Below are 20,648 nucleotides of genomic sequence, written 5' to 3' on the forward strand. Positions count from 1 at the left end.
GCCGACCTCGGCTCCGTCCTCACCGGTTCGCCGGCGGGGTGCCTACAGTGCCGAGAGTGCCGAACGAGCGAACCGACGAGGCGACCGACGCGATCCCGGTGATCGAATCGCACGAGGTTGCCGCGCCACCGGAATGGGCCCTGCTCCAACGTGAACTGCTGGCGGCCTCGGAGGAGGCCGCGCTGGAGTTCGTCGACAGGTACGCACGCCCGGACGGCACCCTGCCGTGGCGGGAGTCCTGGCCGGGGATGGACGGCTCGGACGACCCGTACGAGGGGTTCCAGGGACTGCCGATGCTGTACCTCCTCGGCGGGCGTACCGAACTCCTCACCCTCGCGCGCCGCCAGTGGGACGCGGTCACCTGGCAGTGGACGGAGTACGGCCAGATCCACCGCGAGTTCGACGCGTACTACGACTGGATGCACCACGGCGAGGCGAACAACCTCCTGTACCTGCTGGCGCTCGCCGACCCGACGAGTGTGAAGGAACGGCAGCGGGCCGTGCGGTTCGCCGGCTTCTACACCGGCGAGGACCCCGAGGCGGCGAACTACGATCCTGCCCGGCGGCTGATCCGCTCCCCGCTGACCGGTTCACGGGGCCCGCGGTTCACCGTCACCGCCGAGGACTGGAGCACCCACCGCGAGGTGCTGGACAACTACCCGCCGCCGTTCGAGGACCTGCCGGGTGTCGACGGGCCGACGTGCCCATGGACCGACGACGCGACGTACGCACGCATCCTGGACCGGATGAACGCCCGGATGACCCGCGGCGACGTACCGCTGAACCTCACCGCGACAAGCCTGTTGACGCACGCGTATCTGTTCACCGGGGACGTTCGGTACCGCGACTGGGTGCTGGACTACCGCGCCGCCTGGCAGGAGCGGGCCGAGCGCAACGGCGGCTTGCTTCCGGACAACGTGGGGCCCGACGACGTGATCGGGCAGTACATGAACGGCGCGTGGTGGGGTGGCTACTACGGCTGGCGCTGGCCGCACGGCGCTCACCAGATCCTCGAGGCGGTGGCTATCGCCTGCACCAACGGGGTTCTGCTCGGCGGGACCCTTTCGCAACTGGACCTGATTCGTTCCCAGCTCGACGCGTTGTGGAACCTCGGGCGCGACGACGACAGCGGAGCGGGCGGTCGGCTGGTGCCGCACCGGCATGTCAACTCCGGCTGGACGGACTACCGCGGGCCCGATGCGCGCGTGCCCGTCGCGTGCTGGAGTCTCAGCCACGCGGCGGAGGATCTCGACCGGGTGCTCCGGTTGCCGGGATCGGCGGAGTGGGGTACGCCGACGGACCGGATCGCCAAGGCCAACGGCGCCGCCAACAGCGAGCACTGGTTCGCGTACGTGCACGGGGCCAACCCCGACTACCCCACGGAGATTCTGGCCACCAACCAACGTCAGCTTCGCGATCGGCTGGAGCGGATCCGTCGCGACGACGGTGACCCGGCGGAGTGGGACGTCCACCACTGGCAGGACATGAGCCCGGTCTTCGCCGAGGGGCTCGTGCAGACGATGTTCGGCGCGCCGCTGCACGTCTACCACGGTGGGCTGCAGTTCGCGACCGTTCGGTACTTCGACCACGTCGCGCGGCGTCCCGGCCTGCCGCCGGACGTGGCCGCCCTGGTGGAACACGTCGACGCCTCCTCGGTCACCGTGCAGGTGGTCAACTGTGGGGACGAGGAAGGGCGCGAGGTGGTCGTGCAGGCGGGCGGGTTCGGCGAGCACCACTTCGAGTCTGCGACGGTGCTCGATGCGGACGCCGACGCTGACGCTGATCCTTGGCAAGTCGAGGTTGACAGTCGCTGGCTGCGCGTACGCCTGGGTCCGGGTGGACAGATCCGGCTGCGGCTTTCCATGCGACGCTTCGCCAACGATCCGTCGTACGACACGCCGTGGGTCAGCCGCGCCGACCAACCCGCCCTGATTCGCTCCCGCGCTCTCTCGGAGTTCGCCGAGTAACTCAGAACGGTGGCAGGTCATCCTCGACCGTCCTCGCACCGGCGGTGGCTGTTGCGGGCTCGGTTGGTGTCGCCGGGTCGGTGAGGGAGGGCGCCCGGCTGCTGTACTGCCGGCCGAAGGGGTCGGTGAGGGTGTGTTCGCCGGGCCCGGTCTGCTTCAGTTTCCAGTCGCGTTCGGTCTTGGCCTGGTGGTGGCGTGGGCACAGGGGTGCGATGTTGTCCACGCCGGTTTCCCCGCCGTCCCGGTGCTCGGTGTTGTGGTCCAGGTGGCAGGTAGCCGCCGGTCTTCTGCACGTCGTCCATACGCACCGCTGGTCGCGGGCAGCCACCAGCTCGGCTTGGAGTCCGCGCAGGAACCTCGCCGGTAGCGGATGCAGATGCAGTAACCGCCCCGTGACGGGATGGGTGATCCCTACGCTGAATCTGGCTTCGGGGTTGGTGAGGTTGTTCGCCACCAACCGCTCGGCCACCTCGGTGATGACGGGTCCGAACCCGCCGAGCTCCCCGGGCCGGGTGGACAGTCCCATCAGCGTGGTCAACGGGACGTTCAGCTGGATCTTGGCGCGCGTTCGGATCGGCCCCCAGCTCGGCTGCGAGGAGGACCAGGCCGGTGGTGGTGGTGGTGGTGGTGGTGGTGGTGGTGTCGAGTTGTCCGGTGGCGGGTCGGGTGGATCTGGTGGACCCGGTGGGTCGGCCGTCTCATCCGGTGGCCGGTTCTGCTGCGGGATCTGACCATCGGCCGAAGGCCCGGTCGCAGAAGCCGCACTCTCACCGGTTGCGCTGCTTCCGGCCACGTTCTCCCCGGCCACTTTCTCCCCGGCCACGTTCTCCCCGGCCACTTTCTCCCCGGCCACGTTCTCCCCGGCCACGTTCTCCCCGGCCGAGCCGCGGTCGGCGGCAAGGTGAGCTGCGGTGTCATGGACCGAGACGCCGGTCATCGCGGCGCCGCCGCACACCGTGCACGTGGCGACCGGCACAGGAGAACAGTCGCCACACTCACACCAACTGTCGTGCAGATCATGGTCGGGGAACCGGTGAACACCACAGTGCCCCTGCCCTGCTTCGCCCTGCTCGGCTTCGCCCTGCGCAGACTGGTCCGGCTCGGCTTCGTCCTGCTCAGACTGATCCGGCTCGGCTCCGCACTGCTCGGCTCCGCACTGCTCGGCTCCGCACTGCTCGGCTCCGCACTGCTCGGCTTCGTCCTGCTCAGACTGGTCCTGCTCAGACTGGTCCTGTGCCGCTTGGCAGTGCTCAGAGTCTGCGTCCGCTGCGTCCTTCGCCGTCTTGGGCTGGGTCTGGCTTTGCCCGGTGTGGTTGTCAGTGACTGTAGGGGCGGAGCAGTCAACGATGTCGGCGGTGCCGGCGAGCAGGGAGTAGGCCACGTCTGCACGCAACTGGCTGAGGTTGCGGGGGTCGCCGCTGGACTTGACGGCCCGGGCGATGGCGTCGATGTAGCCGTACGCCTCGGCTGCCTGGTCCGCGGAGAGGCCGCGGATGGCGAGGTCGGCGACTCCGTCGACGGCAGGCCAGATCGCCACGTTGCGCCCGGTGCGAGCTTCCCGGTGACGTTTGGCGGCTGCTTCGGGGTCGGCCTTGACCACCTCGGCCTCCACCTTCGCGCGCAGCAGACCGCCGCGCAGTTCCAGCACCTTGGGGAAGATCGCGTCCTCGATCGCGCCCCACAGGTGCGGTTTGGCGTCGGTGATCCGGTCCACGATGATGCGGACCTCGGGCAACTCCAGCCGCCCCGAGGCCAGCGCCTGCCGCACCCGGGGCAGCCGGGGAAGGGTGATGGCCAGCGTCAGGTACCAGTCGGCGTGATAGCCGGACCACCCCAGCAGCGACTCCAGGACGACCTGGGTCATCGAGTCCAGCTCGACACTGCGTTGCGCCGGCTCCTCCGGCATACCGGGGGCGGTGTGTGCCAACTCGTTCACATCGGACAGGCACTCGGCCTCAAGCCAGCTGATCAGCTTCCGGCGCGCCCTGACCAGCTCTTCCAGCTCGAACCCGTTACACAAAGCCCGGTCGACCGAGGCAACCAGCACAGCAAGCCGCGGCCCAGCCGGCATCTCCGCCAACCCCGCAGGCAGCACCCGGCGACGACCCGGGCCCCCACCCAAGTCGTCGCCGAAGAAACCACTGCCGTCGCTCATGCGTTCGATTCTACCCGACAAGATCGGCTAACTCTCGCCGGAAACCGCTTATCCACAAAGGGAATCTGCGCGACTTTTGTGCCGACGATTTCAGCGATCCGACCTACCCCGTCTCCATTGGAATCAGCCGGCGCGCTGGCCAGGACCTGTTTCGTAGACGTCGATGCCCCGAGAGAGGGCAGGCAACTGACGCAGGTCAACTGGCTGCTCAGGCAACTACGAGCCGCGCCGGACACCCTGCGGGTGGAGTCGTTGTGGCGTCGACCAGCACGCTCGGCACCAAACGGAACCGAGGACGGGGTTCGGCGATCGACTCGGTCCTTACCGCAGCGGACTCCTTCTACGGAAGGGTTCTGCGGAACCTGAAGGCGTGGACCCCTTCGCCCGCCAGGCTTCGCGATGTCGCAGAGGTCCCGACCGTCAGCCCGCCCTCACTTTCCAGTACCGCGATCTCCTCGCAAGACGGCGCCGGGCCGGCCGGCGCCGACAGCAGCGACGCCTCGGGCGGTTCGAATGGGTGGAGTACTGCACCGCCGGCGGCTGAAGGAGCCCACTCGGACGAGGAGTCCACGAAAGCTTCCGTCAACGACACAGGCGTGTGCGGCGATGGTTCGTACGAAGCCGAATCCACCGACAGAGATCGTCAGGGCAGGGTACGGGCGAGCCGGAAGCCGAGGTCGTCGATCGCGAACGACGGGTGGCTGCGGCGGCGTACGGTGGCGCCGCAGCCACGTGCCTGCTCGGCCCATCCGCCACCGCGGAAGATGCGGTAGGAACCGTAGACCTCCTCGTCGTAGAGGTCCCAGCACCATTCCCAGACGTTGCCCAGCATGTCGAACAGCCCCCACGGGTTGGGCGTCTTGCCGCCGACGTCGTGTGCCAGCCCTCCGGAGTTGTCCGCGTACCACGCGATGTCGTCGAGTTCGCCGTAGCGGTATCCGGTGGTGCCCGCCTTGCAGGCGTACTGCCACTCGGCCTCGGTCGGCAGCCGGTAGCCGTCGGCCGTGCGGTCCCAGATCACCTCGCCGGTACGGGATTCACGGGAGTACGCCGGTGTGAGCCCGAACCGGCCGGAGAGCCGGTTGCACACGTCCACCGCGTCGACCCAGCTGACGTTCGTCACCGGCCGGGCACCGCTCACCGACCGATCCGGTTCCGCTCCGACGGCGGCGTGGTGAAGCTCCACCGTGACCGGCACGCTTGCCAGCAGGAAGGGCGCGAGCTCGACCTGCCACCGGGTGCCGATCCTGTCGTCGCGCAGGTCGACCACGCCGCCGGGTATCTCGACCATCGCCGGCGCGGTCGGGTCGTCGATGGGCAGGCGCACGTGAAGTTCCTTCGTCTGGGGGTCGGCGGGAGGCGAGCCGGGCGCCACGATATGCGGCGCCGGCTTCCGGCCGCACGCGGATTTGGACATTTGAGGACACACCAGCTCGGCAGTGAGCTCCACCTGCGCGACCGGGTGCATGCGGTGATCCTGACGTACGAACCGGGTTTGGTGCGGCCGGGCAACCATCCCCTGGTCGGCGGCTGACCGGCCGACTGCTCAGCGGGTACGCGCGGCGCAGGTGACGCAGGTCGTGGTGGCGGGGCGGATCCGCAGGCGCTCTACCGGGATGGGCCGGCCGCAGCGTTCGCACATTCCGTACGTCCCGGCGGCCATCCGCTCCAGCGCAAGGTCGAGTTGACGCAGGTGCTCGCGCGCCTGGTCCAGCAGTGCCTGCACGTGTGCGCGTTCGAACGCGGTGGAGGAGCCCTCCGGGTCGTGCTCGTCGTCGGTGGCCACCAGTGCGGCGGAGTCGACGATGCCGGTCAGGTCCCGGGTGAGGAACGCCAGCCGCTCGGTGGTGCGTTCGCGGTCCGCCTCCACCAGCGCGCGCAACTCGGCCAGGTCCTCCGCCGGCAGTCCGGGGTCACTCATGCCGGCCGCGCCTGTCGGGTACGCCCGCCGACAACATCCTCGTGACGGTTCGCTGGTACGCCTCGAAGTCCATGTCGGGCAGCACCGCGCGGTGCAGCAGCAGTCCGTCGATCAGTGCCGCGAACACTCCGGCGGACACGACCGGGTCAGGGTGCCCGCACGCCGCCAGCCAGTCCGCGAGCCGCTGCCGGATCTCCTCGATCAGGGTGGCGAACTCCGCCCGCAGGGCGTCCTCGCGGGTGGCTGCCAGGAAGCCCTCCACCATCAGCAGCGACGCCGGGTCGGTGCCGGTGTAGGGACGCAGGAAGCCGAACAACGTGTCCACTCCGGTGCGAACGTCCCCGGCCTGGGTCAGTACGTCCACCAACTGGAACACCATCTCGCGAGCAGTCCGCATCACCGCCTCGCGCAGCAGGTCGGCCACCGAGGAGAAGTGGTAGTGCACCAGCGCCGGGTTGACGCCGGCGCGCTCGGCGACCAGCCGGGTGGAAACCGCGCCCCAGCCGACCTCCCCGACGAGGTGGGCGGCCGCGTCCAGCAGCCTGGCCCGGGTTGCCTGGCCCCGCCCGGACGACGCCTGGCCGCGTCCGGAGGGCGCCTGCCCGCCTCTGCCGGTCACCTCCGCGCACCCGGGTTTCGCACGTCGCCTCCGTGATTGGTCGGTCGCCTAGGACGCTAACACGCACCCGCCCGGGTAGGACCGCAGCATGACCGGGTCCGGCTCGACGCCGACACCGCACGTAGGCGCCGACGCGCCACGCCTGCGCGGCGTCCTGATCGCGGCCTCGCTGTCGATGTTCTGCGTACAGCTGGACTTCTTCGCGCTCGCGCTCGCCGTACCCCGGATGGCACACGACCTCCAGTCCACCCCGACCGACCTGCAGTGGGTGCTGAGCGGCTACATGCTCGCCCTCGGGTCGCTGCTGGTCCTCGGCGGCCGGCTCGGTGACATCCTCGGCCGCCGGCTGGTCCTGGTGACCGGCCTCGGCGTCTTCGGCATGGCCGCGGTGCTGTGTGCGGTCGCGACCACGGCCGGCATGCTGATCGCGTTCCGGATTCTGCAGGGCGCCGGTGCGGCCCTCATCTTCCCGATGACCGTCGCCGTTCTGACCAGCACCTACCCGCCGGAACGCCGGGGCCGGGCGATCGGCCTCACCTACGGCCTGGCGGCCGTGGGGACCGCTGCCGGACCGTTCGTCGGTGGCCTGCTGACCGCCGGACCGGGATGGCGGTGGATCTTCTGGACGCTGGTGCCGTTCGTGATCGCGGCGGCGGCCGTGGTCCTCCTCAGTACGCCGGAGTCGAGGGACGAGACGGTGGCCCGCCAGGTCGACGTCACCGGGGCGGTGCTGCTCAGCGGGGGCCTGGCGCTGCTGACGTACGCCGTCGACCGGGCGCCGACGTCGGGCTGGACCTCCCCGCTCGTCCTGGTGTCGGCCGTCGTGGGGCTCGGCTTCCTCGCCGCGCTCCCGCTGGTGGAACGCCGGGTACGGCAGCCGCTGATCGACGTCGAGCTCTTCCGCAACGCCGCGTTCGTCCTGGTCACCGCGGCCGGGACGATGGCCAACATCGCCTACGCCGGCACGGTCTTCCTGGCCACGCTGTACCTACAGGACGTCCGCGGCCTGTCCCCGCTCACCGCCGGCCTGGTGTTCCTCGCGCTCTCCGCGGCGTCGGGCTTCGCCGGGCCGCTGGCCGGCCGGCTGGGCGAGCGCCACTCCGCGCGGGTGGTGATGACGCTCGCGAATGCCGGTGGCGGGATCGCCGTGCTCGCGTTGTCGTTCACCCGCGCCTGGCCCGCGTACGTCGTGGCCTTCTTCTGCTGCGGGCTCGGCCTCGGACTCGGCTGGTCCTTCGCCTCCATCGGAACCCAGCGGGTCGTCCGGCACGAGCGAACCGGCCAGGCCGCCGGCGTCAGCCAGACCGCGATCATCGTGATCGCCGGGCTCGCGCTCGCCGCCGCGGCCACCGCGCTGGAGCTCCTGCACGAGGCGGGCCACTCCCCGGGCGGCGCGATAGCGATCGTGCTGCGCGTGTACGCCGCCGGGCTGCTGACCTCGGCGCTCCTGCTCGGGGCGTTCGGGCGGCGGGCACGCTGAGCCCGGCGGACCCGCCGGTACCGTGTCGGGGTGACCGATCGATTCCAGGTGGTCCCCGCCGCGTACGTGATGTTCCGCCGCACCGTGGACGGCGCCGAGCAGGTGCTCCTCCAGCTACGCCAGGGCACCGGCTACATGGACGACCACTGGGCGATGGCCGCGGCCGGGCACGTCGAGGACGGCGAGTCGGTGTTCGAGGCGGCGTGCCGGGAAGCGCAGGAAGAGCTGGCGGTGAAGATCGAGCCGGCCGACCTCGTACCGCTCACCGCCATGCACCGCACCGGACGCACCGGCGACCCGATCGACGAGCGGGTCGACTTCTTCCTGCAGTGCCGCGCCTGGACCGGCGAGCCCCACCTGGTGGAGCCGGACAAGGCCGCCGACCTGCGGTGGTTCCCGCTGGACGACCTGCCCGACCCGGTCGTACCCCACGAGTTGTTCGTCCTGGACCGCGTACGCGCGGGTGGCATCGACGCCGTGGTCAGCTTCGGGTTCACCGGGCGCTAGAAACGTCACCGCCAGGCCCGCCGTCGACCGGAACGACGGCGCCGCACACGTACGCGTAGACGGACCGGAACCGCACCCAGAGTGTCAGCCGATCAGGCCGGTGGCGAGGTCGACGTACGCCTGCTTGGCCTGCGCCGAACTCATCCCGCTGACCGACGCCCACGCGTCGTGCTTGGCCCGCCCGACCGGGTTGGTGAAGCCTGGCCGCTTGCCGTCGACATCGCCGATCGTCGCCTGCTTGTACAACGCGTACAGCCGCAGCTTGACGTCGTTGCCCGGGTCCACCCCGAGCGCGGCCACCGCCTTCACGGCGCCGGTGAAGTCGGTCTCCAGGTCGCTCATCCCGCACCTCCCCATCCGGGACGGTGTCGCCCCGCTCCACCGGTCTATGCCCCGTCACGGCCGCGCGCAACGGCTTCCGGGGTCTTCGGCCAGATGTTCCGGCCGGGTTTCCCGGTCGTCGTCGCGCGCGGCGCGCGGGTCATGAGGGTGTCAGCGGACGGAGACGCGGGCGCCGCCCTCGCCGGCCGAACGGTAGATCGCCTCGCTCAGCTCGGCCACCGCGATGCCGGCTGCGGGCGGTGCCTCGTTGACGGCCTCGCCGCGGATCGAGGCCAGCAGGGCCTCGTGGATCTCCGGGGGTTCGGGGAGGTTCACCGGCTGCACGAGCTCATCGCCGCGGTAGTGCACCACCCGGCCGGTCCGCCACGGGTGCTGCGGGTCGGCCTCGTACCGCAGCAGGCCGTTCGTGCCGGAGACGGCGACGTTCTCCATCCAGGTGGTGGCCAGGTCGCCCACCACGTGGAGCTGGCCCTGGACGCCACCGGCGAACGACACCGTCGCCGAGGTGTTGATGTCCACCGGCGAACCGGCGTTGTCGACCAACGCCGAGACGGTCTCCACCGGCTTGCCGACCAGCCACAACAGCATGTCGGCGAGGTGGGAGCCTGAGTCCATCAGCATGCCGCCGCCGGACAGGGCGGGGTCCTGACGCCAGGTTCCGACGGTGTTCTTCAGCCAGCGCTGGCCGACCGACACCATGATCGATCGCAGCTCGCCGAGCTCACCGGAGGCGATGACGTCGCGCATGTAGCGGTACGCCGGGTCGAACCGCCGCTGGTAGCGCACCATGACGGTCACCCCGGCCGTGGCCGCGGCGGACTCGATCTCCCGCGCGTGCGCCGGGTCGCAGGTCAGCGGCTTCTCGCACAGCACGTGCAGGTTGCGCTTGATCGCCCCCATCACGATCGGGTGGTGCAGGGTGTGCGGGGTCACCACGGTGAGCGCCTGCACCTCGACCCCGGCGTCGTACAGCTGCTCCACGTCGGCGTACGACGGTACGTCGGCGACGGCGGGCACCCGGGTACGGAAGCTCGCGAGGTTGCGCTCACTCGGGTCGACCAACGCCACGATCTCGAAGTCGGCGAGGTTGGCCAGCGCCAGCGCGTGACCGGTCGCCGCACCTCCACAACCGACCACAGCGACCTTCAGCCTGCTCACGTCCATGCCTCCCAGCGGTGCGGATTCTGTTTCCGCACCCGACCCTTCCACACCGGCCCGGACGGGGCGGAACCCTTATCCGGGAACGGACAACGGCTCGGCGGCCCGTCAGGGCTCGGCTACGGAGGGGCAGATCGCCGGGTGCTCGGCCGTCCTAGCGTGACGCCGGCCGAGCCGCGCGTGACCACACGACCGGGAACGCCTCGTCGGTCATCAGCTCGCCGTCGCCGACGGTGACGAACCTCTTCATGATGTGCTCCCCGGCCGCGACGTAGCGGGTGTCGTCACCCATCACGTGCATCGCGATCGCCCGGCGCGGGCGGTTGCTGGTGTTGCCGTGGGAGCCGTGCCAGGTCAGCGAGTGGTGGAAGTGCACCTCGCCCTTGGCGACCGGCCGCAGGACCACCTCGACCGGGTTTCCGTCGTACGTCTCGGGCAGGGCCGGGTCGTCCTCGGTGCGCCGCAGGAAGTCCATCTGGTCACCCCACCGGTGGGAGCCGCGCACCATGCTCATGCAGCCGTTGGTCTCGTCCACGTCGTCCAGCGCGACCCACGCGGTGACCTGGGTGTCCGGGGTCAGGATCGGCCACAGCGGAGCGTCCTGGTGCCAGTGCAGCAGACCACCCTGCTCGGCCGGCTTGTACTGGATCTGGTCGTGCCACACCCGCAGCTCGCCGGCGCCGCTGAGCTGGGCCAGCTCCTCGGTGATCGTCGGGTGGTGGATCAACCGCTCGAACGCCGGGCTGGCCTGCCAGATGTTCACGATCTGCCAGATGGGCCGTTCCTCGGTCCCGAGGTTGGCGAGCTGGACCGGCTTCGGCACGTCGGTGCGGTCGCGCTGGTCGATGACGCGCTCCATCTCCGCGCGCAGCTCGTCGACCTCCACGTCGTCGAGCACCCGCGAACCCTTCACGAACCCGTCGGCGCGAAAGCGCGCCACCTGCTCCTGCGTCAGCATGCTGAGGATCTCCTGACCCTGTTCGCGGCGGCGCGGCCGGCGTGCCTGCGCGCCCGCGTGCTGCCCGCACACGGCCCGCCGCCGCATCCGTTCTGGTTACGCCTTATGCGCAACGTGTCGCGGCAACGCCGGAATTGTCAAGCGCCGTTCAGGGTTCGGACCGAGTTGGCCGCCTCCGGGAGGGCCCGGGAAGCGGGACCAGTAGCCGTTGACCCGCGCGAGGCGGGGGCGGACGCTGGTGGGGAGGGGGAACGATGACCACAGTCACCGACACCTGGGCGACCCATCCGGACCAGTTCTGGCTACGCGGGCAGGCGCCACCGACGGTGGTGGAGTACGCCGAGAAGCTCGGATTCTGGAAGGTGTACGGCTATCCCGAGGCGGTACGCATCCTCGCCGACCCGCGGACGTTCTCCTCCGACACCAGCCGCTTCGTACCCCGCCAGGACTTCGTCGAGGGCAACCTGCCGACGATGGACCCGCCGGAGCACCACAAGCTCCGCAAGCTGGTCAGCCGGGCGTTCACGCCGAAGGTCGTGGCGGATCTCGAACCCCGCCTCGCCGAGCTGACCAACGACCTGCTCGACCAGGTGGGAGCCGACGGGACAGACGGCGGCCGGACGGACGGCCGGATGGAGCTGGTCGCGGACCTCGCCTATCCGCTTCCGGTCACCGTCATCGCCGAACTCCTCGGCGTTCCCAGCAGCGACCGGCACCTGTTCAAGCAGTGGGTGGACGGTGCGTTCAACAGCTCCGAGCAGTTCTCCCTGGTCGAGCCGAGCGAGCGGCAGCGGCGCGCCATGGACCAGGCGTTCGAGCAGCTGCACCACCTCACCGACTACCTCGGCGAGCACGCCGCCGAACGACGCCGGCACCCGCGGGAGGACCTGCTCACCAAACTCGTCGAGGCCGAGGTGGACGGCGAGCGCCTCAGCGACACCGCGGTGGTCAACTTCGCCAACGTGCTGCTGATCGCCGGGCACATCACCACCACCATGCTCCTCGGCAACACGGTCCTGTGCCTGGACGCCCACCCGGACGCCGCCGCCCGGGTGCGTGCCGACCGGTCCCTGGTGCCGGCGGCCATCGAGGAGTCGCTGCGGTTCCTCAGCCCGTTCGCCGCCCTCGCCCGGGTGCCCACCACCGACGTCGAGCTGGGCGGATCGCCGATCCCGGCCGGCCAGATGGTGATGGTGGTGCTGGCCGCCGCCAACCGGGACCCGCGGCAGTTCACCGACCCGAACGTCTTCGACCCGGCCCGCGATCCCAACCCGCACCTGGCGTTCGGGCGCGGCATCCACTTCTGCATCGGGGCTCCGCTGGCTCGCCTGGAGGGCCGGGTCGCGCTGAACATCCTGCTGGACAGGCTCCCGCACCTGCGGACCGACCCGGACGAGCCGCCGACGTTCCTGCCGTCCCCGAACCTCACCGGCGTACGGACACTGCCTCTCCTGCTCGACCCGCGTTAGCGCTCGACCCGCAGGGCGGCGTTCACGAACGCGAGCGAGATCGGCGACAAGTCCAGCGTGACGATCTCCCCGGCGTCGGCGAGGAAGGTGCCGAGCTCCCACCCGTCGAGGTCGGCCCAGTCCTCACCGGTGTCGACCGCCCGGGTGCGCGCGACACCCGAGTAGATCAGCTGCAGGAAGTCCGGGTGCGGATAGGGATGGCCCGGCGGAGCGCCGACGAGGCGTTGCAGATGAAGAAAGCCCAGCGGGTGAAGGGATTCCGGGTCCAGGTGCCAGCCGGTCTCCTCGTACACCTCACGAACGGCGGTCTGCGGTGGGGTCTCGCCCGGCTCCGGGCGCCCACCGGGAAGTGCGTGGAGCTCACCGGGCACCCGGCACACCACGAACTTTCCGTCCACCCGCACCACGCACCGGATCGAGCTCACCAGCTCCGCGATCGGAGGAACCCCGACGTAGGCGGACACCCGTAACGGCAGCGTCCCGTTGGCCCACACGTCGTTCGTCGTGACCACCGGGGTATGGCGTGCGAGGAGTGCGATCAGGTCCGGATGGCGCTCACCGAAGCCGGGCCGCACGCCGCGACCGCTCACCGCGCACAGCCTGCCGGCAACGGCACCGACGTCCCGATCGGCGCGGACAGCCGACGGCACCGGGACGAACCACCGATCGCCGCGCCGGACAGCCGGATCTCCCCGGCGGCAGCGTCGACCTCCATGTCGAGCGTCCTGCCCCGGAAGGTCAGCCCGGAGACGCCTCCGTCCACCTCGTCCGACATGCGAAGGAACACCGGCGTCCCCTCATCGGCACGGTAGCCGTTGCGCAGCCACACGAAGTCGACGAGGTTCACCGCGCCGAACATCGACGGACGGACACCGGTGCCGACCGGTCCGCCCGGTGGGTCGTCGTACACCTCGGCGAACGAACCGGCCCGGACGATGTCGCGGACGTTCGCCTGGACGAACACGTCCGCCTCCGTCGTCATCCCGTTGTCCAGCAGGCCGTACGTCGTGAAGGTGACGTCGGGAGCCTTCACGTCGGGAAAGCCGAAGCCTGCCAGGGTCGCCTCCGGCGAGAAGGCGGCACGGAACCGGCTCGCCAGCAGGTCCCGTTGCCGAGCGGTCAGCTCCGGCAGATGCAGGCCGGTGCACACCCACAGCGTGTTGCCCGGGCTGTCGGCGTGACTGCCCTCGACGTAGTGGTACTGCAGTGTGGGCGAGGGCCCGCCGGCCGGGAAGAACCAGTTCCCGTAGTCGCGCGTCAACCCCTCTTTGCGGGTACGCCAGAAGGCCACGTCGCCGGTCTCACCGACCACGGTCGCGATGCGCTCGGCGTAGCCGAAGTCGACGATCAGGGACACGACGAACTCCGCGTCGCGCTCGTCCGGGATGTCGTGGTCGCCGAAGATCCACCGCGGATTGTCCTGTGCCCACAGCAGATACCGGCGCAGGTCGGCATAGATCCCGGCCAGGCGAGCGCGGTCCCCGGTCACGGCGTACAGCATCCACGCGGTCTGCGCCTTGCGGCTGGGCAGACTCTCTCCGCCGAGTTTGCCGTCGGCGTCCACCAGCGACATCAGTCCCTCGAACGACGCCCAGGCGACGTCGGGCCGGAGGTAGCCGAGGTACTGGATGCCGAGCAGGCTGTCCCAGCTGGCCGACGGCCGGGCGCCATCGGCTCCGTAGTTCCACATCGACGGCTTGCCGGTGGCGACCTGTGGGTGGTGGTAGCCGACCTCGGGCGCCTCCGGCAGGGTGTTGGCGGCGAGGAAGTGCCAGGCCCGGTAGTAGGTCGCGGCCACGTCGTCCGGGCTGATCCCGAAGGCCGGTACGCCGGGCAGGGTGAAGTCGCGCGGCCGCGGGACCCGGGCGAGCTCGGCGTCCCAGTACGCCGTCCAGCGGGCGTGGTCCCTGTCCGCCGCGTCCGGCCGGGCCGCGTCAAGCGCGCGTTGCGCCGAGCGCGCCGAGCCCTCACCGGCGTAGGCGAAACCGACTCCGATGGTGAGGTCCCGCGCCGGAACCGCCACGCCCCAGCAACCACTCGGCGGCGGCCCGCCGAGTTCGGGTCCGCCGGCCCGCAGGTCCGTCTCGTTGGCGTAGTAGCGCACCCGAGCACCGCGCCCGACCGTGACGGAGTAGCTGAACGCCTCGCCGCGTACCGTCAGCACGCCGCGCCCGTCGAGAGCGGCATCCCCCGTGAATCGTCCGGCCAGCATCAGCGCACGACCGTCGCCGGCGACGTCGCGCACAGCCAGCACCCGGGTGAGACTCGTCGCGTCGTGGAACTGGTCCCGCCCCTGCACGCTGCCGCCGGAGGCGTAGTCCGCGGAGAACTCCAGTGCCTGTGGGCGCCACGTGGTGGAGAAGTCGTTCGCGGGTTCGAGCCACGACGTCGGCTCTTCCTGCACGGTGATCCGGTCCACGACCAGCGGTGCGTTCTTCTGGACGACGAACAGCCGCAGCGTGAAGGTCCTCGTGCCCGACCAGCCGGTGATCCTGCGCAGGTCGTAGGAGAACGCGCCGGTCGCGGTCGTGTCCCCCTGCAACACCGTGTCGACCGGTGCACCACCCTCGTTCACCTTCAGCGCCCAGGCACCGGCGACACTCGTCACGTCCACCGTCACGACCGGGTACGCGTCGACGTCCACGGTCAGCGTCCTCGACAACGCGCCCCACGGGTTGGGTGCCGCGTCCGGGAGCGTCATCGTCAACCGGGAGTTGGCGACGGTGGCCTCGACTCCCGGTTCTGCGCTCCACCGCGGTGAGAGGTCGTCGAAGTCGTCGGCGAACACGGTGGCAGGCGGCTTCGGGTCCGGCTCACCGGCTGGGCGCACGTACAGGCTCAGCAACGAGGGCACCCGGACTGCCTGGTTGTGGGCGTAGTAGCCGACCGACAGCGGGAGTTCGGGCCCGCTGTTCTGCTCCACCTCACTGCTTGCCTGGTTGAAGTCGTACGGGTTGACGACGATCCGGCTCATCGGCACCGACAGCCAGCGGGGTTGCCCCGGCCCCGACACCGCCAGCAGCTCGGTCCTGGGCGGCGGTGGCTTGGCGGCCGCCACCGGTGCGGCGTTCGCGGTCGCGGCGGTGGCGGCAACCGCCTGGCCCCGCGTGCCACCGACCAGCGTCGTCAGGCCCAGCCCTGCGACACCTGCGAGCACCCGGCGCCGCGTGGGGCCGTCGGTGTGAAACCTGCCGGCCGAGCCGTCGTCGGTGAGCACGAGACCAGACCCTAACCACGCATGCACGCTCGGTGAATCGGCTCGTCCTGCATAGGTCAGCTCGATGTCCGATCGCCTGCACGCGAGGAGACGTGCGACAACTCCTCAGGCTGCTACATTGCCCGGCACGAAGCACCCGGCCGCCGGCCAGAATTCGGGTTGTCCGCCTTGTGTGGTTGACGTCCGCGTGCTGTGGTCGACGTGCGCCGTCGCACCAGACCGAGGTGACCGGCGCGATGGAGGTGTCCCATGAGTGAGGCGACCAGTTCCAGAAGAGACGCGCTGGCCACACTGGACGACCACGTACCCACTTCCTTTTACTGGAAGTTGACCTTGCTGGCGACCGTCGGCGGCTTCCTGTTCGGTTACGATACGGCGAACATCGGTTCCATCCTGGGCTTCATTCCCTGGAAGCTGGGCGACCTCGCCACCGGTTACCTCGTGGCGGGCGCTTCACTGGGTGCCGCGGTCGGCGCGTTCTTCGCCGGTTCACTGACCGACCGGTTCGGCCGGAAGTCGTTGCTGGTCGCCGATGCCGCCATCTACGCCGCCGGCGCACTGCTGTCCGCGTTCGCCTGGGACGTCGGCGTCCTGTTGTTCGCACGTACGCTGATCGGCCTCGCGGTCGGGGCCGACTCCGCGATCGCTACCGCCTACATCGCTGAGTACGCACCCCGCAACCGGCGTGGCGCGCTGAGCATGCTGCAGCAGTGGATGATCACCGTCGGCATCCTCGTCTCCTACCTCATCGCGCTGGTCATCCTGAAGGCGATGCCCGGCCAGGCGACCGGGCTGGACTGGCGGCTGATCCTCGGCCTCGGCGCGGTCCCGGCCATCCTGGCACTGGTGCTGCGTACCCAGATGCCGGAGTCGCCGCGCTGGCTGCTGCGGCAGGGCCGGGTCGACGACGCCAAGAAGGCCATCGGGCTGCTCGGCCACCAGGTGACCGACGAGCAGATGCAGGCCAGTGCCCGCCACATCCAGGCCACCGCCGGTGAACGCGAGCACGAGGCGAAGGTCCGCAACTGGACGCCCGGTGTCAAGCGCGCCTTGATAGTGGTCGTCGTCTTCTTCGTCTTCCAGCAGATCACCGGCATCAACGTGCCGTTCTACTACGGGCCGAAGATTCTCGAGCCCTACTTCGGGGGCGGCAACGCGGTCGACGCGGCCACCACCGCCGTGGGCATCACCGCGGTGATGAGTGCGGTCAACGTGATCGCCACCTACTTCGCGTTCCGGTTCATCGACCAGATCGGCCGGCGCAAGCTCGCCCTGTGGGGCTTCGCCGGCATGGGGGCCTTCATGGTGGTCGGCGCCGTCGGCAACGGCGCCCTCGCCGGGGTGGCGAAGATCGCGGTCGTGCTCATCGCGCTCGACCTGTTCATCGCGTCCTTCGCGGTCGGCGTCGGCGGCACCGGATGGCTCATCCAGGGCGAGGTGTTCCCGACCGCCGTGCGCGGCCGGGCCGCGGCGATCGGCGCCACCGCCGACTGGCTGGCCAACTTCGCGCTGATCCTGGTGTTCCCGTTGGCGGTGAGCGCCATCGGGTTGTCCTGGGTGATGGTGGCGTTCGCGGTGCTGTGCCTGCTGGCGATCGCGTTCGTCGCCGCGTACCTGCCGGAGACGAAGGAACTGTCGGTCGAGCAGATCACCGAGGTGTTCGACAAGGCAGCGTCCCACGGGGTGCTGGCCAGGCCGAAGGAGCTGCACGGCCCCAGGGAGTAAGCGGGCGCGAGGAAAGCGCAGCGATGCGGGCCCGCCGGTCGCCAACCGGCGGGCCCGCGCAACCTCAGGCCGTTCGCCCCGCCCGTCCGTCCTCGATCCGGCCGACGAGCCGGCGGCGGAACGTCGGGTCCTCCACCGCCTGCACCTCGACGTCGTACCACCCCTCGTCGACGGGCCACTCGACCAGCCGCCGGTGCCTGCCGGCCAGCCTCAGCGTCCGGTCGGTGTCGCCATGGTCGAGGGCCCGCAGCCGAAGGGTGACGGCTGTCCCACTGGCATTGCTCACCTGGAGGTGGATGCGGTCCTCGCCGACCGGCCCGGCGACCCGGACGTCGACCCCGGCGGCCGTACCGGCGACCGTCCCGGCGAGTTCGTACCAGAACCTGTTCGGCCCCTGCACGCCGAGCCGGTACCGCCCGCCGGACACCTGCACCCGTTCGACGTGGCTCCCGTGCACGTCGAGGTGGAGCGGGTCGGCGAACTCCCCGGCGTACGGATAGATCGCGAAGTGCGCCGAGGCCGGTCCGTCGTTGCTGAGAGTCAGCGCGAGCCGGCCACCCCGCTCGAGCCGGGTGCGTACGGCGGGGCGGTAGGGCAGGGCGCGCGCCGGACGGTGGCCGGGCTCCTGCGGCGGCACCGACTGGTCCGTTGGCGCCTGCGGGTGCCAGCGGTCGATCGGGGCGGGCACCGGCCCGGGACTGCCGAGCCGGGGCGCCCGGCCCCGCCGGTCGAAGTCGAACGCCGAGGTGAGGTCGCCGCAGACCGTGCGGCGCCAGCTGCTGATGTTGGGCTCCCGTACGCCGGTCCAGCGTTCGAGGAACCGGAGCACCGACGTGTGGTCGAAGACCCGTGAGTCGACGTGTCCACCGATCGTCCAGGGCGAGACCACCGTCATCGGCACCCGCGGACCGAGCCCGATCGGCTGACCGTCGTACCAGTCGTCGCCGTTGCCGGACGCCGGACGCGGCGGCACCGGCGGCGGCACGTGGTCGAAGTACCCGTCGTTCTCGTCGAAGTTCACCAACAGCACCGTCCCGGACCACGTGTCCACATCGGCGGCGAGCGCGTCCAGCACGTCGTGGATCAGGTTGGCGCTGCCCACCGGGGTCGAGGATCCGGGGTGCTCGGAGTCCACCGCCGACGGCACCAGCCAGCTCACCTTCGGCAGCCTGCCGGCGGCGATGTCGGCGCGCAGCCGGGGCACCAGGCTCTCCGGCTCGCTGCGGTAGAGCGCCCGGTCGAACAGGCTGCGCTCGGCCGCGGACAGTCCCGCCCGCCCGGCGGCCAACTGGTCCAGCAGCTTGCGCCGCTCGGCCTCGGGCCGGTCGAACAACGCGGAGTACAGCTCCTCGGTGGTACGGAACTTCTCCTCCACCGCCGTCAGCGCCTTCGTACCCACCTGCTTGAACCGGCGGAAGTACTCCACCGCGTTGTCGGTGAAGTTGTCCCACTCCTGGTAGATCTGCCACGAGATGCCCGCGGCCTCCAGGCGCTCGGGGTACGTCGTCCACTCATAGCCCGGGTGGTCGTAGTCGTACGCCGCGTTGGTGACCGCTCGCTGCGTGGTGCCGGGCTCGTAGCCGACCGTGCCGCTCCACAGGTAGTTGCGGTTCGGGTTCGTGGAGCCGAACACCGAACAGTGGTAGGCGTCGCAGAAGGTGAAGGTGTCCGCGAGCTCGTACTGCAGCGGGATGTCGCGCCGCTCGTAGTACGCCATGGTCGCCTCGGTCTTCGCCGCCACCCAGTCGTCGTACCAGCCGCGCGCCCAGGCCTTGGTGCTCCCCGGCCAGCTGTGGTCCAGAGCACCGAGGTACTGGATGTCGGAGGGGTCGCGGTGCGCTCGTTCGGCGCCCTCGCGGACAGAGAACGGCAGCACCTCTCCGCCGCCGGGTCGCGGCTGGTACGCCACCGGTCGCCCGCTCGGCAACAGCAACGGCGTGCGGTCGCCGTACCCCCGGACTCCGCGCATCGTGCCGAAGTAGTGGTCGAAGGAACGGTTCTCCTGCATGAGCACGACGACGTGCTCGACGGCCTTCAGTCCACCCGGCCGCATCGGCGCGGCCATCGCACGATGCAGGGACGGTGGCAGCACGGACGCGAGTCCCGCTCCGGCCGCGGTGGCCGCGGCCGAGCCGAGCAGGCGGCGACGAGAGAGTTGGGTCACGTACGCAGTGTCGTCGCGGTGGGTGCACCTGTCTCCAACGGCGACCGATCCCGCGGTGGCCGGTTGGTGACGTCCCGGGATCGCGGGACGAACAAACGCGTTGCGGTCCGCGCACGTGCGGTCGTAGCGTCGTACGCGCCGACCCCGTCGGATGGAGCGACGCAGGACCTCGGTCCTGGTGTGAAGTTCGGCGGGGCGGCCTTTCTGCCTCTCGTCCCCGGACGTCATCTCGACGTCATCCGGAGGAAGCCATGGACACTCCCCGGGATCGGCTGGCCCACCTGGATCGCGCCGGCCTCCTCGAGGCGGTCAGCGACCCCGACCCGGCGATGCGTTACTGGGCCTGCCGGTTGCTCGACCACCACGAGCTCGACACCACCGTCGCCAACCGCATGCTGGCCGCGGCCGAGGACAGGAACAAGAAGGTCCGCCAGGCGGCGCTGCACACCCTTGCCTGCGAGGCCTGCAAGCCCGACGACTCCGCCTGCTTCCCGATCGACGTCGTGGGCGTCGTCCTGGAGAAGCTCCGCAGCGACCGGAGCCTGCGGGTCCGCCGGGCCGCTGCCGGACTGATGATGTGGAAGAACCCGATGGAGCCGCGCATCCTCAGGGCGTTCCGCCGAGTGCTCCGGGACGAGACGGACCCGGTGCTGCGTTCCAAGGCCGAGAAGGCGCTGTACTTCTCCTCGGCGCGCCGCAGCCCGGACGGGTCGAGCCGGCAGGTGCAGACGCGGCCGGTGGCCCGCAATGCGTCTTGCCAGAAGAGTGGCGGCTCGAACGTGTGTTCGATATAGTCGGCGTCACCAGCGCCTGTAACTACCCGGGGAGGGTCGGCAACGGTGTAGGCGAGGTGCTGGAGCCGGCCGGGCCCATCCTCTAGGGTGGGCCCGCCGGTCCGGCTGTCAGCACTGTCAGCACTGTCAGCAGAGGAAACGACGGCGTTCACACGCAGTACGGCGGTGCGAG

At 70.4% G+C, this 20,648-nt stretch carries 16 protein-coding genes; 6 read left to right on the forward strand and 10 right to left on the reverse strand.

Annotated elements, in window-relative coordinates; translation table 11 throughout:
* The first annotated feature begins 56 nt into the window (after positions 1-56).
* Positions 57-1,967 (forward strand): hypothetical protein, encoded by a 1,911-nt coding sequence (locus ABZV93_RS21150; RefSeq protein WP_354938764.1) that lies wholly within the window; start codon positions 57-59, stop codon positions 1,965-1,967.
* A 1-nt stretch (position 1,968) separates the two neighbouring features.
* Here ABZV93_RS21150 and ABZV93_RS21155 read toward each other — a convergent pair whose 3' ends face one another.
* The 4 genes from ABZV93_RS21155 to ABZV93_RS21170 form a co-directional block, all read right to left on the reverse strand.
* Positions 1,969-4,122, reverse strand: coding sequence for an HNH endonuclease (locus tag ABZV93_RS21155; RefSeq protein WP_354938766.1), 2,154 nt, complete (start codon positions 4,120-4,122; stop codon positions 1,969-1,971).
* A gap of 643 nt (positions 4,123-4,765) precedes the next feature.
* Positions 4,766-5,449, reverse strand: coding sequence for an SUMF1/EgtB/PvdO family nonheme iron enzyme (locus ABZV93_RS21160; RefSeq protein ID WP_354938768.1), 684 nt, complete (start codon positions 5,447-5,449; stop codon positions 4,766-4,768).
* A gap of 219 nt (positions 5,450-5,668) precedes the next feature.
* Positions 5,669-6,043 (reverse strand): TraR/DksA C4-type zinc finger protein, encoded by a 375-nt coding sequence (locus ABZV93_RS21165; protein ID WP_354938770.1) that lies wholly within the window; start codon positions 6,041-6,043, stop codon positions 5,669-5,671.
* Positions 6,036-6,662, reverse strand: a complete 627-nt coding sequence (locus ABZV93_RS21170) for a TetR/AcrR family transcriptional regulator (RefSeq protein ID WP_354938772.1) — start codon at positions 6,660-6,662, stop codon at positions 6,036-6,038. Before ABZV93_RS21170 ends, ABZV93_RS21165 begins: the two co-directional genes overlap by 8 nt.
* 88 nt (positions 6,663-6,750) lie before the next feature.
* On the opposite strand from ABZV93_RS21170, the gene ABZV93_RS21175 reads away from it, so the two are divergent.
* The gene (locus ABZV93_RS21175; RefSeq protein ID WP_354938774.1) at positions 6,751-8,142 is read left to right on the forward strand and encodes an MFS transporter; all 1,392 of its coding nucleotides are present in this window, start codon (positions 6,751-6,753) and stop codon (positions 8,140-8,142) included.
* A gap of 30 nt (positions 8,143-8,172) precedes the next feature.
* Positions 8,173-8,649: an NUDIX domain-containing protein gene (locus ABZV93_RS21180; protein WP_354938776.1), complete on the forward strand. Its 477-nt coding sequence runs from the start codon at positions 8,173-8,175 to the stop codon at positions 8,647-8,649.
* Between the two features lie 84 nt (positions 8,650-8,733).
* On the opposite strand, the gene ABZV93_RS21185 is transcribed toward ABZV93_RS21180, so the two are convergent.
* From ABZV93_RS21185 to ABZV93_RS21195, 3 genes are all read right to left on the reverse strand, one after another.
* Positions 8,734-8,991 carry an acyl-CoA-binding protein gene (locus tag ABZV93_RS21185; protein ID WP_354938778.1) on the reverse strand — a complete coding sequence of 86 codons (258 nt, stop codon included), beginning with the start codon at positions 8,989-8,991 and terminating at the stop codon, positions 8,734-8,736.
* A gap of 150 nt (positions 8,992-9,141) precedes the next feature.
* Positions 9,142-10,149 (reverse strand): Gfo/Idh/MocA family oxidoreductase, encoded by a 1,008-nt coding sequence (locus tag ABZV93_RS21190; protein WP_354938780.1) that lies wholly within the window; start codon positions 10,147-10,149, stop codon positions 9,142-9,144.
* Positions 10,150-10,303: 154 nt separating this feature from the next.
* Complete coding sequence (locus ABZV93_RS21195; protein WP_354938782.1) at positions 10,304-11,194, reverse strand: phytanoyl-CoA dioxygenase family protein; 891 nt, start codon at positions 11,192-11,194, stop codon at positions 10,304-10,306.
* Between the two features lie 167 nt (positions 11,195-11,361).
* On the opposite strand from ABZV93_RS21195, the gene ABZV93_RS21200 reads away from it, so the two are divergent.
* Positions 11,362-12,576, forward strand: a complete 1,215-nt coding sequence (locus ABZV93_RS21200; RefSeq protein WP_354938784.1) for a cytochrome P450 — start codon at positions 11,362-11,364, stop codon at positions 12,574-12,576.
* Here ABZV93_RS21200 and ABZV93_RS21205 read toward each other — a convergent pair.
* Together ABZV93_RS21205 and ABZV93_RS21210 are read right to left on the reverse strand one after the other, a co-directional pair.
* The gene (locus ABZV93_RS21205) at positions 12,573-13,166 is read right to left on the reverse strand and encodes an NUDIX domain-containing protein (RefSeq protein ID WP_354938786.1); all 594 of its coding nucleotides are present in this window, start codon (positions 13,164-13,166) and stop codon (positions 12,573-12,575) included. The two genes, ABZV93_RS21200 and ABZV93_RS21205, sit on opposite strands and share 4 nt — an antisense overlap.
* A complete protein-coding gene (locus ABZV93_RS21210) occupies positions 13,163-15,793 on the reverse strand; it encodes a hypothetical protein (protein WP_354938788.1) in 2,631 nt (876 codons plus the stop codon). Before ABZV93_RS21210 ends, ABZV93_RS21205 begins: the two co-directional genes overlap by 4 nt.
* A gap of 249 nt (positions 15,794-16,042) precedes the next feature.
* On the opposite strand from ABZV93_RS21210, the gene ABZV93_RS21215 reads away from it, so the two are divergent.
* Positions 16,043-17,518: a sugar porter family MFS transporter gene (locus ABZV93_RS21215; protein ID WP_354938790.1), complete on the forward strand. Its 1,476-nt coding sequence runs from the start codon at positions 16,043-16,045 to the stop codon at positions 17,516-17,518.
* A gap of 64 nt (positions 17,519-17,582) precedes the next feature.
* Here the strand turns inward: ABZV93_RS21215 and ABZV93_RS21220 are convergent, their stop codons facing one another.
* Positions 17,583-19,682 (reverse strand): phosphocholine-specific phospholipase C, encoded by a 2,100-nt coding sequence (locus ABZV93_RS21220; RefSeq protein ID WP_354938792.1) that lies wholly within the window; start codon positions 19,680-19,682, stop codon positions 17,583-17,585.
* 251 nt (positions 19,683-19,933) lie between these two features.
* Between ABZV93_RS21220 and ABZV93_RS21225 the strand changes: the two genes are divergently transcribed.
* Positions 19,934-20,476 (forward strand): HEAT repeat domain-containing protein, encoded by a 543-nt coding sequence (locus tag ABZV93_RS21225; RefSeq protein WP_354938793.1) that lies wholly within the window; start codon positions 19,934-19,936, stop codon positions 20,474-20,476.
* Positions 20,477-20,648: the final 172 nt, after the last annotated feature.

The sequence above is a fragment of the Actinopolymorpha sp. NPDC004070 genome, from assembly GCF_040610475.1.
GTDB lineage: Bacteria > Actinomycetota > Actinomycetes > Propionibacteriales > Actinopolymorphaceae > Actinopolymorpha.

What these genes read in the sequence shown, in the direction of transcription:
- ABZV93_RS21155 (WP_354938766.1), bottom strand. Translation starts at nt 4,122, where the DNA reads ATGAGCGACGGCAGTGGTTTCTTCGGCGACGACTTGGGTGGGGGCCCG.
- ABZV93_RS21165 (WP_354938770.1), bottom strand. Translation starts at nt 6,043, where the DNA reads ATGAGTGACCCCGGACTGCCGGCGGAGGACCTGGCCGAGTTGCGCGCG.
- ABZV93_RS21175 (WP_354938774.1), top strand. Translation starts at nt 6,751, where the DNA reads ATGACCGGGTCCGGCTCGACGCCGACACCGCACGTAGGCGCCGACGCG.
- ABZV93_RS21185 (WP_354938778.1), bottom strand. Translation starts at nt 8,991, where the DNA reads ATGAGCGACCTGGAGACCGACTTCACCGGCGCCGTGAAGGCGGTGGCC.
- ABZV93_RS21195 (WP_354938782.1), bottom strand. Translation starts at nt 11,194, where the DNA reads ATGCGGCGGCGGGCCGTGTGCGGGCAGCACGCGGGCGCGCAGGCACGC.
- ABZV93_RS21200 (WP_354938784.1), top strand. Translation starts at nt 11,362, where the DNA reads ATGACCACAGTCACCGACACCTGGGCGACCCATCCGGACCAGTTCTGG.
- ABZV93_RS21215 (WP_354938790.1), top strand. Translation starts at nt 16,043, where the DNA reads ATGAGTGAGGCGACCAGTTCCAGAAGAGACGCGCTGGCCACACTGGAC.
- ABZV93_RS21225 (WP_354938793.1), top strand. Translation starts at nt 19,934, where the DNA reads ATGGACACTCCCCGGGATCGGCTGGCCCACCTGGATCGCGCCGGCCTC.